Genomic DNA, 11130 nt, shown 5'->3' with positions numbered 1-11130 from the left:
GACCCCTGTCCCCCCCTTCAGATTTTCGATCCCGGTGAAGTTGAAGTTGCCATTCACGTTCCCGGTATTGCGATCCATGATGGTCCAGACGTTCGTCGTGGTTGTCGAGTTGGCCCCCGTCAGCATGTCATTGTCCGAGGTGCCGATCAGGTTCGAAATGTAGGCGTAACCTCCTCCGATCGCACTGGCAGGACTGGTGTAGACGTTCACGTTCGTATTCAACGTCGACTGCAGGCCAACGACGATTCCGTTGTTACGGCTGGAGTAGTCCAGGGTGTTCGTTCCCAGTCCGGCATTAACCACACCCGAGACGAAGCCCACGGGCAGGAAGCGGTAAGTGTCGTTCGCAATTCCACCAGAAAGATTTTCGATGGAACTGAAGAAGAACGTGCCGTTGAGATTACCCGTATTGCCACTGGTGATCGACCAGTCAGTGGCGAGGTTGGTGCCGATCAACGTGTCAAAGGCACTGGGGGTCGCACCGCTGCTGCCGACAAGATTCTGGATCAGCAGGAACCCACCACCTACCGCCGTGGCGGAATTGGTCTGCAGATTCACCACGATGCTCTCGGTGCGGCCCGAGTAATCCAGCGTATTCAGGCCCAGGCCTCCGTTGATGCTGCCACTCACGAAGCCTGCTGCGGAGAACTTGAAGGTGTCGCTGACCGTTCCCCCAATCAGGTTTTCGTACCCGGTGAAGTTCGTCGTCGTAAAGACACTTTCAACCTTGCCGGAATTCTGACCTTCGATCTTCCAGACGTTCGTGTTATTGATCCCGGTCAAATTGTCCGAGCCCGAAGTTCCGATGAGGGAATTGATCTGGCTGAATGTTCCACCGATCGCGGTTGAGGTGTTCGCCTGCAGATTGGTCACAACGCCGATGCTGCGAGCGGAATAGTCAATCGTGTTGGCCCCGCCACCACCGATCACGTTGCGGGAAACAAACCCTGTCGGACTGAAACTGAATGTATCCACATCACTTCCCCCCTTCAGGGTTTCAAACCCCGAGAAGAAGTTCTGAAGATTGATATTTCCGGCGTTGCCGCTGGTGATCTGCCAGGCGTTCGCGGTATTCGAACCGGTCAGCGAGTCAGTGTTGTCGGAACTTCCCAGGAAGTTGGTCATGTTCGAGAACTGACCACCAATCGCGGTCCCCTTGCCCGTTCCGATGTCGACGAGGACTCCCGCCGTCCGGCTTGAGTAGTCGAGGGTGTTAATTCCCCCTCCCCCTTCAACATTGCCGCTGACGAAACCGGCTGGCCCGAAACGGAAATTGTCGATCTGGCCGCTTCCCACCAGATTCTCGACGTTGCTGAATGCTTTCCCATTCAAGGTGCCCGAGTTGGGACCGGTGACCTGCCAGTTATTGGCGGTGATGGGAGAAATCAGCGTGTCGTTTCCGGTTCCTCCGTCCACCGTCAGAGTCGTGGACTCGAAAACGCTGTTGATGGTGATCTGATCATCGTTTCCATGACCAAAAACATTGATCGTGTTAATGGTTGTGGAGGAATCGTACGTCGTTTCGACGCCGTTCTGGATGACCTTCACTCCATTGGAGTCCTGGGTGACAGAGATGGTATCTGCCCCGGCAGTCCCATCGATCTTCAACGTGGTCCCCATCAGCACAGGAGAAAGTACGCGTCGTGCTTCCAGCAGTTCGATTCCTGTGTAGCCCAGGCGAGTACGTGGGCGGAATTGGCCTCGTTTGTGGTCCAGCCAGTTGCGGAACAGATCGAGCATGCCCATTTTCGTTTTCCTCTGATGTGGAGGCGGCGATGGCCAGCCACCACGCGCGGTTGCGGAAGCAAACTATTGACGCACAATCCCGAACGCTGGCAGATCCCATACCGGGAGCCATGCAGCGGAATTCAATTTCTACCTGGATCAGTTTGTCGAACGGGGGGAATGCCCCTCAGCAAGATTTGAGTCCCCGCTCATGCGAGCGGAAAAAATTGAGAAAAACTCAACTTTTTCACTCTCCGTAATCTGGTCAATATAGACCGCCTGCGTTGAGTTTGTTTCCTCAAACTCCGAGCGGGATCGGATTCCCGCGAAGATGTCAGGGGACCTTACGGCTGGAATGCCCTGTTACGTCTTTAGGTGACGAATCGGTTGTAGCTCTCAGCAACACCTTCAGCCTGTATGCATGTTTCCAGACAGGTTGCACAAACATGCGCATAAGATATTTGCGTATAGTCGTTTACGTTGTAAATCGACGAAGACGTGAACGGCCGCCTGTAGGGGTCTTAGGGTGGCGACATTTTTGACAAAAGTTTGACAATCACATGACGGTCGTCTGACACACAAATTCCGATCTTTTCATAAGATCCTTCGGCGCGCAAGCAGGACGTTCAGCGCGATTGGTGACCGAGGAATGGACTCGCTCGGCAATCAATGAAAACCTTTGATTTGGAAAATACATATGTCAATTGTGTCCCCCAATCGCGCGAAGTCGGATAAACACACCCCTTTCCGTGATGTGCCCCGTGAGCACGTTTCGGCCCCTGCGGTCGCGAAAGAAACGCCAATCTGGGAACCCTGGTTGCCGGAACGGTTGTCCTGGAAACAGGTTGACTGGGTGATCGTCGGCTGGATGGTCGCCATGCATGCCGGTGCTCTGGCAGCCCCCTTCTTCTTCGAGTGGAAGGCTCTGGCCGTGTGCGTATTCCTGCACTGGTTCACCGCCAGCATTGGTATCTGCCTGGGTTACCACCGCTTCCTGTCGCATAAGTCATTCAAACTTGTCAGCCCCATCCGTTTCGTCACTCTGATGGCCGGTGCCCTTTCCGGAGAAGGCTCTCCACTGGCTTGGTCCGCAACACACCGCCTGCATCATCAGCGGTCTGATCAGCCCGGCGACCCACATTCACCTTTGATCAGCGCGATCTGGTCGCACCTGACCTGGATGTTCCTCCGTCGCACGAAAGAGGAACAACAGGCTCTCTATAAGAAGTACACCCCGGACCTGATGAGTGATCCGCTGCTCCAGTTCTTCGAAAAGACTTACTCGCTTTGGCTGATCGGTTCGGGTGTCGCTCTGTACGCGATCGGCGGACTTCCCATGTTGTTGTGGGGCCTTTGTGTGCGAATGGTGATGGTCTATCACGGAACGTGGTTCGTCAATTCGGCCACACACCTGTGGGGCTATCGCAACTACGACGTTCGCGATGAAAGCCGTAACCTCTGGTGGGTGGCGATCTGGGCGTACGGAGAAGGCTGGCACAACAATCACCACGCTCACCCCCATGTGGCTCCTGCCGGACACAAGTGGTGGGAACTCGACCCCACCTGGTGGGCCATCAAAACACTGCGATTCTTCGGCATGGCCTACGATGTCGATGACCGTATTCCGACGACCCGAGCTCCTGCGGCCGATGCCTGATCGTCCACGAGTGAATTGAACAATGAATCTGGTCCCCTGCGGAACTCCGCAGGGGATTTTTTTTGCGTCCCCCGTCCACCAAAAACACGGCATACGGGCATACGCCCCTCATCGGTCAGAGCGTCCCGGCAGAAGACTCCCCCAGGTTTCCCCTCCGGCCCGAAGCCCAGAATAGAGAATCCCTTCATGCGGTTCCCGCTGTCATCTACCGAACGGTGGAGTTATCACGCGCATCCATTAACGACCGGACGACGCTGAAACCGGGGTCGCGACGAATTTATCGGTCGTGACGCACGACGTCGCCTGATTTGCTTCCGCGAGGATCGTCTCACGAAGCTCGGCCACTAGAAAAAAAGAGCCGGTGATGACGATCAGGTCGTCGGGGCCTGACAGACGTTTCGCGAGTGTCCACGCGGACAGAGGATCGGGTGCGAGATGAGCGGGCCGCGTTGTCATGGATTCGACCAGACCTGACAACTCTTCCACACTGACGCCGCGAGGATTATCTCGATACCGAGTCAGAATCAGGGTGTCGAACTGCGGAAGCAGTTGCTGCAAGATCCCGGCGACATCCTTATCTTTCGTTGCTGCGAATACGAGAATTCGCTTTGAGTGCGACTGTTCTTCCCGCATCGCAGCAACCAAAGCCCGGGCCGATTCCCAGTTGTGGGCCGCGTCGATGATCACGGTCGGGGACTGAGCGATCATTTCGACCCGCGCGGGCCAACTGACCCCCTGCAGTCCGGATTTCACCTCCGCATCAGGCAGGCTCCACCCCCGAGTGCGTAGCTCGTCGACGACGGCCAGTGCGAGCGTTGCGTTTGTCGCCTGATGTGGCCCCCGCAGCACAATCGGAACATCTTTCCACAAGGATGTCGGCGTGCGGACATCGATCTGCGAAATCCCCTGCGATGCGGTTCTTCGTTCAATCAACTCCAAGTCTCGCCCCAGCAGCGTCAGCGGTGCCTGCCTCTCGCAACTGGTCTGTTCGATCATTTCACGTGCTTCTCCAGGGCCCACCCCGGAGATGACCGGCACCCCGGTTTTGATGATCCCAGCCTTTTCGTAGGCGATCTGGTGCAGCGTGCTTCCCAGGACATGGGTGTGGTCGCGGCTGATGTTGGTAATAACCGTCACGAGCGGACGACAAAGATTGGTGGAATCCAGCCGGCCACCTAATCCCACCTCGAGCACCGCCAGATCGACTTTCCGGTCGACAAAATGTTGCCAGGCAAGAGCGGTCGCCAGTTCGAAATAGGTTGGCTGCATTCGACCGGGGAGATTGTCCATTTCGGCAATGGTAGGCAGCAGCCGATTCACCAGTTCGACGAGTTCCGACTGGCTGGGCTGTACCCCATCGACCGTGAAACGTTCTTCAAACGCCGTAATGTGAGGTGAGATATACAATCCGCAGCGGTAGCCGCAGGCTTTGAAGATCGACGACAGCATCGAACAGGTTGAACCCTTCCCTTTCGTCCCGGCGACGTGGACGACAGGAATTCGCTCGTGGGGGTTCCCCATCAGTTCGAGGAGCAATCGCATCCGATCGAGTTTGAAATCGCTCGTGGAATAGGCTTCGGCGTGGACTCGTTCGTAATTAATTCGGCCAAACAGGTACTCGATTGCCTGTTCGTAGGTCTGCAAAGACTCCGGCATGTGAGATTCCGGCTGAATCCTGAGATGTGATGACAACGTTACGCAGTGCACATTGTTGAGCGCGTCATCGCCTATTTGTCTCGCTTACGGCGAGGTCGGAAGAACCGCGTCGATTCTTTTACCACTCGGCGGCGCGACGCGATACGGACCAATAGCGTCAGCAGAAAATTCCGCCAGCCGGGAATAACGCACTGCCTGCGCCGCTCGGCCGCTCGCAGGGCTGACTTGACGACAGGCTCCACGGCCAGCGACGAATGCTTCTGTAGCCAGCCCGGTGCCCCTGCGACATCAAAAAAGCTGGTGCGCGTCACCCCCGGACAGACTGCCGTAACCGTAATTCCCCGATCTTTCAGCTCACAATGCAGAGCCTCGCTGAAGTGCAGCACGAACGCTTTACTGGCGGCGTAGACACCCATGTAGGCCACTGGCTGAAATGCCGACAGCGACGAAACATTCAGGATGACGCCGTGTCCTCGTTCCAGCATCTGGGGAAGGAGCCGATAGGTCAGTTCCATCAATGCCGAGATATTGAGTCGCACAAGCTGCAGCAACCGCTCAACGTCGGCCTGATCCACTTCTCCGACCACACCAAAGCCAGCGTTATTGACGAGCAATTCGACGATGACCCCTTTTGCAGCGATTTCCTTCAGAACTCGCTGCGGCTCAGCCGGATCGGAAAGGTCGGCAGAGATAATCTCACACCGCGTCCCATGCTTGGTATGGAGCTCTTGAGCCAGTTCCGCCATAAGCTCGGTGCGGCGTGCGACGAGAATCAGGTGCATGCCGCGTGCGGCAAGTTGGCGCGCGAACTCAGCACCCAAGCCCGCAGAGGCTCCAGTGACGAGTGCCCATCGATCCGCCATCTGCTTCCACACGCTACGATCCCCGCGTCTTGCGATGCCCGTGAGCAAATGAGAAGGTGAAATCCGCGATGATTCTGCCTTCGCGCCATGTTGCGGGCCTCCGGCCTGCAACGTTCGCTACACTACGACCCAACTGATGCTGATCAAGACGTCTGCAAGGATTCTGCTGTCCTGCCGAATTCTTTCGAGGGCCCCAAACCCACTCCGCGCAAGTCCGACGAACGACTCGGCGAAACCCCATGAACTTCAGCACAGAATCAGAACCACATTGCGAGCTGTCACCAGATCAGGTTCTTCGACATGACACCGCGACCAGACACAGAATGATATCACAACAGAGTCCATCGAAAAAGTCAGTTGGAATGCGAAACCGGCAGTTTGGCCTGAACACATACCATTGTTTTCCGAAGGAAGAAGCATCGCGTGAAAATGCCACACATCGCGTGTGAGGGTTCGCTTCCCGACTCTTTAGGACTCTGCCAATTCTCCGCAACCGTGTGCATGAAGACTGCGGTGAGAGGTGCTATTGCACACTAGCCCGAAATTGCCACGATTCGCTTCAGACACGCAAGGAGATTTGCGATTGCGACTGATCGTGGCACAGCCGCATTGAAAGCGGGGAGCGAACATGGATGACGGACAAGGGAAACGAGCGGTCTTCCTCGACAGGGACGGGACGGTGAATGTTGAGGTTCACTATCTCTCGCAGCCAGAACAACTGGAACTGCTCCCGACGGTGAGTGAAACAATTGCCCGCCTGAACGCGCTGGGAATCGACGTTGTCGTCGTGACGAATCAGGCAGGGGTTGCCCGGGGATACTTCCCTGAGCATAGACTTCAGGCCATCCACGATCGTCTGCAGCAACTTCTGGCCGACGAGGGGGCAAGCGTGACAGGCATCTATTATTGTCCGCACCATCCTTCCGCGGGGTTGGGCCGCTTCAAGACGGTGTGCGAGTGCCGCAAGCCACTGCCCGGCATGCTGCTGCAGGCGGCTCGTGAGCATGGCATCGACTGTTCCCGCTCACTGATGATTGGCGACCGGGACAGCGACCTTCAGGCCGGCGCCGCCGCCGGGTGCACGACGGCACTTGTCAGAACCGGCTACGGTCAAGAAACGAGCGCAACACTCAAACTGGACCAGGTCCGGGGACTGGGTGTCTTCACGACAGTTGAAGATGCCGTCAAAGCCTGGCTGGCACTCGATCAGAACAAAGTCCTGCCCAGCGACTCGAGTCTGGCGGAGGAATAATGCAGGTCCACGCAGAACGTGGGGGAATCTGAATCTCCCGGGAGTGGCTCGGGTCACTTTCAGACCTCAATGCATACTCCTCAGAGGCATGTCGCACCTGCAAGACACTTGCATCGAATGGACGTGACCAAACAGGGATCACGATCCCACTCGGCACGGCTCGAAGCCATTGCGATGAAGCGGAAGTGAGACTGGGGTCACTGGCACGGCCCTGAATAGAAAGACGTCGGGCACAGCGTTGAACTGCCCCGACGTCCACTTTACTCAAGAATGTCGAGCGGCCCTGCGATGATCAGAACTCACCAACGACCTGATTGTCGCGACGATCACCGAGTCTCTGATAGGTCATATAGTCAATATTCTCGCTGATGAAGCGGACAGTCCCATCTCCCAGCAGGAAATGAGCGCCCCCCACGTGCCGTGACTTAAAGCCCATTGACGTGTTCCATGCCATCGGACTATTGCAACCGGGCCCAGTGGGAGTGCATGTATCGAAGTTGATTGGCGCAGTCGTCGCGTAAAAGTTCGTGTTCGAGTTAGCCCACCCCAGTTGTGCGTGATCCGCACACTCAGCACGGATTTCTCCCATGAAGATTGTATTCGAGAGACCATCCGTGACGTCACGGAAACGAGCAGCGTAACCTCCGCGACTGTAGATCCCTGAAATATTGGCTGGGTTTGAACTACTCGCCAGGCCGTCTCCTCCTGTGCCGAACACGTTACCCTGATATGACGTACATCCCATGTAGGATGAGTGGTGCTGGGCTCCATCGGACAAACCATAACTGGCTGTCGCCCAGTTAAACGACGTCCCTGATTCATACCCGGTGAGAGGATATGTCGTCGGTGTCGTATCGCTGGGGCAGCGCAACCCCGGCGGAGTGATTTCAAAATATCGATTGCCGACAGGTGCCGTACTCGGCACGGGTTCTGTCCAGCTCCCCAGACGCGAATTGAAGTTGATCGTGTTATACAATGGCGCTTGATCGAAGTACGGCAAGAGATGAACAAGCGCTCCCACACCAGAAAAGCTACAGCATCCTTCCCCTGCCCGGATATTGGTAATACTCGCCGGCAGAATGTTCACCACGTCGTTGTAGTTGTGGATCGCCAAGCCTAGTTGCTTCAGGTTATTCTTGCACTGAGTTCTTCGCGCTGCTTCTCGAGCCTGCTGAACGGCTGGAAGCAAGAGTGCAATCAAGACGGCGATAATTGCGATAACGACTAACAATTCAATCAGCGTAAATCCACGCAGCTTGGACCTGAACATGGGCTACTCCTCCGCAATCATGAAAGCATGAAAAAAGATAAAACCTGCTTGCCCGCTTGCTATGCGACAAACTCAGTCCTCCAGGACAATTTCTTTCTCGTTAGATCCTTCTTCAATCGTGTATTGAAGAGGAGTCTTCAGGGAATCAGAGTACTTAACGGGAATCATCCCCTTGGGAGGTTTGGGAGGACCGTTTTTTGCGAGGTCTGCGGGAGTCATTGGTGCAGTTGGGGCGGCCACCTTGGCCACTGTCACCTTGTGAGTGCCAATCGGCGCACCATCATTGGTATCGAAAGTAGTAAGCTGGAAACGACCACTGCTGTCGGTACGCCCTACAGCCGCCCGAGGGGCACCATCCATCATGAATGACACTGCCGCATCGGTGACTGGCTCACCCTTATACTTCACAACTCCTTTTACCTTAGCGAGTTTAGGACGGTTTTTAACTCCAGAACCGCAGCCGCTGAGGAATGTCATCGCCAGAAGACACGGGACGCATAAACCTGCTACACACACGCGAAATCGCATCCGAAATAATCCTTCACTGGGGCTGCGAGTTGAGTTCCTCACAAACAAACAAATGAGTTCGGTACTACGAGAAGTCCCAACTGTTCACGGGTTAGATGCCGACAAGCACTAACAGCGCAGACTTCGGCCCAAAGATTTAACGTAACAATACCAGAGTCACCCACTCACTCACTCGTGACAGCGAGACGGATCAACTCACATGCCTGACACGGACTGACAGAAAGACCGCCGCAAAGAAGCAACTAAACGCCTCTATCGTTTACCTGCTAAGAGCAACACCAAGAAGCGGAATTCAAGACACGATCGAACGCTATAAAAGTGACCTCGGCGGGTCGCCGGGTTATTACGTCACACGTGAATGTAAGGTTAAACGGAGATAGATCCTATTGAATCAACGAAGTCCGATATTGTCAACGCCGCACTCGTCTCATTGGCTGAATTTACGATGAAGCCGTAAGTTGAACATTTGTATCGATCTTCCGCAGCGCGGACGCCTTGCCCACGTGCCGGCCGGGTCAGCTCGGCGAAACGAGACCTCACCGCCCCCCCCCCCGCATTGACGGATTATCCGCAGTGGAAGGGGATCACAGTATTTCTCGCCAGTTGGCTGCAACCGTATCCGCCACGTCATCCAGTTGGCCCGAAAAGGCGATCTTGGTCATCGCGAGGGCGAATCCCGCCGCCTGCTGAATCGTCGCTTTGGGAGGCATCGCAAGCACATTCGCGTCCGTCACGATATCGACGACCGCAGGGCCGGGATGCGCCAGAGCCTGTTCGAGTGCCGTTCGAACATCGGCTGGGTTTTCAACTCGAATACCCAGCATTCCCAGTGCGTGAGCGACCGCGGCGAAGTTGGGATTTGTCAGGTTGCAGCCGAAAGGAGACATTCCCGCGACTTCCATTTCGAGGTGCACCATTCCCAACGAATGATTGTTGAAGATGACGATCTTCACGGGAAGATTCTGTTGCCCCAGCGTCAGGATATCCCCCATCAGCATCGCGAATCCTCCATCGCCAGAAAGGGAAACGACCTGCCGGCCCGGGAACGCGGCCTGAGCTCCGATCGCTTGCGGCAATGCGTTGGCCATCGAACCATGAACGAACGATCCGATTAACCGTCTTCCCTTCGAAGCACTGAGGTACCGTGCAGCCCAGACGCAGCACATCCCGGTGTCTGCCGTAAACACCGCGTCCTGATCGGCGAGTTCGTCAATGACCGAAGCGACGAATCCGGGGTGAATCGGGGTTTGCACACTGCCATTCTCGATACCCGATCGCAGTTTCCGTTCGGCCTTTTCATGTTGCTTCAGCATCGCGTCCAGAAATGATCGGTCGGTTTTCGGTTCAAGTAGCGGAAGAAGTGCTTCAATGGTGGCGCGGATATCCCCGCACAAACCGAGTTCTAACGTCGCCCGCCGGCCGAGGCGTTCGGCACGAATGTCAACTTGCGCGATTTTCGGCCGCGTTGGAATGAAATCGCGATAAGGGAAATCCGTCCCCAGGAGCAGCAGCGTCTCACATTCATGCATGGCATTGTAAGCGGCCCCCCAACCCAGCAGGCCACTCATCCCGACTGCGAAGGGATTGTCGTAATCGATCCATTCCTTCCCGCGGAAGGCAAAGCCGATGGGAGACTTCAAACGGTCGGCCAGTTCAATCAGTTCGTCATGAGCCCCCGCGCAGCCGCATCCACAGAACAGTGTGATCTTGCTCGATTCGTTGAGCAGGCTCGCCAGCTTTCGCAGGTCCGAGTCATTCGGACGGACGACCGGATTGGCAACAACCACCGGATGAGCAGCCATATTGGCCGGGGCCTGTTGCGAAGCAACATCACCAGGAAGCACGATGACGGCAACTCCGCGGCGCGTCAGCGCATATTGAATGGCCGACTGGAGCACGCGCGGCATCTGCGTGGGATTCGAGATCAGCTCGCAATAGTGGCTGCACTCGCGGAACAACTGGTCCGGATGTGTCTCCTGAAAATAACCGAGCCCGACTTCGGTGGACGGAATATGCGAGGCAATGGCAAGCACCGGAGCCATGCTGCGGTGAGCGTCGAACAATCCATTGATCAGGTGCAGATTCCCCGGACCGCAGCTTCCCGCACAGACTGCCAGTTCACCTGTGAGTTGAGCTTCCGCCCCCGCCGCGAACGCGGCAGACTCCTCGTGCCGCACAT

8 protein-coding genes are annotated in these 11130 nt (G+C 56.1%); 2 read left to right on the top strand and 6 right to left on the bottom strand.

Annotated elements, in window-relative coordinates:
* A partial coding sequence (locus VGE80_RS12920; protein WP_440592962.1) for a beta strand repeat-containing protein occupies window positions 1-1746 on the bottom strand: 1746 nt, incomplete at its 3' end.
* 676 nt (window positions 1747-2422) lie between these two features.
* Here VGE80_RS12920 and VGE80_RS12915 point away from each other — a divergent pair.
* Entirely contained in the window at window positions 2423-3382 is a 960-nt protein-coding gene (locus VGE80_RS12915) for an acyl-CoA desaturase (protein ID WP_373651302.1), read from the top strand.
* 237 nt (window positions 3383-3619) lie between these two features.
* Here VGE80_RS12915 and VGE80_RS12910 read toward each other — a convergent pair whose 3' ends face one another.
* Both VGE80_RS12910 and VGE80_RS12905 read right to left on the bottom strand, forming a co-directional pair.
* Window positions 3620-5038, bottom strand: a complete 1419-nt coding sequence (locus VGE80_RS12910; RefSeq protein WP_440592961.1) for a bifunctional folylpolyglutamate synthase/dihydrofolate synthase — start codon at window positions 5036-5038, stop codon at window positions 3620-3622.
* Window positions 5039-5109: 71 nt separating this feature from the next.
* Complete coding sequence (locus tag VGE80_RS12905) at window positions 5110-5901, bottom strand: SDR family NAD(P)-dependent oxidoreductase (RefSeq protein ID WP_373651300.1); 792 nt, start codon at window positions 5899-5901, stop codon at window positions 5110-5112.
* Between the two features lie 628 nt (window positions 5902-6529).
* On the opposite strand from VGE80_RS12905, the gene gmhB reads away from it, so the two are divergent.
* Window positions 6530-7153, top strand: a complete 624-nt coding sequence (gmhB, locus tag VGE80_RS12900; RefSeq protein ID WP_373651299.1) for a D-glycero-beta-D-manno-heptose 1,7-bisphosphate 7-phosphatase — start codon at window positions 6530-6532, stop codon at window positions 7151-7153.
* A 292-nt stretch (window positions 7154-7445) separates the two neighbouring features.
* On the opposite strand, the gene VGE80_RS12895 is transcribed toward gmhB, so the two are convergent.
* From VGE80_RS12895 to poxB, 3 genes are all read right to left on the bottom strand, one after another.
* Window positions 7446-8423: a DUF1559 family PulG-like putative transporter gene (locus VGE80_RS12895; protein ID WP_373651298.1), complete on the bottom strand. Its 978-nt coding sequence runs from the start codon at window positions 8421-8423 to the stop codon at window positions 7446-7448.
* Between the two features lie 72 nt (window positions 8424-8495).
* On the bottom strand, window positions 8496-8951 hold the full coding sequence (locus VGE80_RS12890) for a carboxypeptidase-like regulatory domain-containing protein (RefSeq protein WP_373651297.1): 456 nt from the start codon (window positions 8949-8951) through the stop codon (window positions 8496-8498).
* 584 nt (window positions 8952-9535) lie between these two features.
* Window positions 9536-11130: ubiquinone-dependent pyruvate dehydrogenase (gene poxB, locus VGE80_RS12885; protein ID WP_440592960.1), on the bottom strand; the 1595-nt coding region annotated here is incomplete at its 5' end.

Origin of the sequence: Schlesneria sp., assembly GCF_036405755.1 — a bacterium.
Classification (GTDB): domain Bacteria; phylum Planctomycetota; class Planctomycetia; order Planctomycetales; family Planctomycetaceae; genus Schlesneria; species Schlesneria sphaerica.
Note: the sequence above shows the minus strand (reverse complement) of the source record. Positions and strands in the feature narration are given on the sequence as shown.

What these genes read in the sequence shown, in the direction of transcription:
- VGE80_RS12915 (WP_373651302.1), top strand. Translation starts at nt 2,423, where the DNA reads ATGTCAATTGTGTCCCCCAATCGCGCGAAGTCGGATAAACACACCCCT.
- VGE80_RS12910 (WP_440592961.1), bottom strand. Translation starts at nt 5,038, where the DNA reads ATGCCGGAGTCTTTGCAGACCTACGAACAGGCAATCGAGTACCTGTTT.
- VGE80_RS12905 (WP_373651300.1), bottom strand. Translation starts at nt 5,901, where the DNA reads ATGGCGGATCGATGGGCACTCGTCACTGGAGCCTCTGCGGGCTTGGGT.
- gmhB (WP_373651299.1), top strand. Translation starts at nt 6,530, where the DNA reads ATGGATGACGGACAAGGGAAACGAGCGGTCTTCCTCGACAGGGACGGG.
- VGE80_RS12895 (WP_373651298.1), bottom strand. Translation starts at nt 8,423, where the DNA reads ATGTTCAGGTCCAAGCTGCGTGGATTTACGCTGATTGAATTGTTAGTC.
- VGE80_RS12890 (WP_373651297.1), bottom strand. Translation starts at nt 8,951, where the DNA reads ATGCGATTTCGCGTGTGTGTAGCAGGTTTATGCGTCCCGTGTCTTCTG.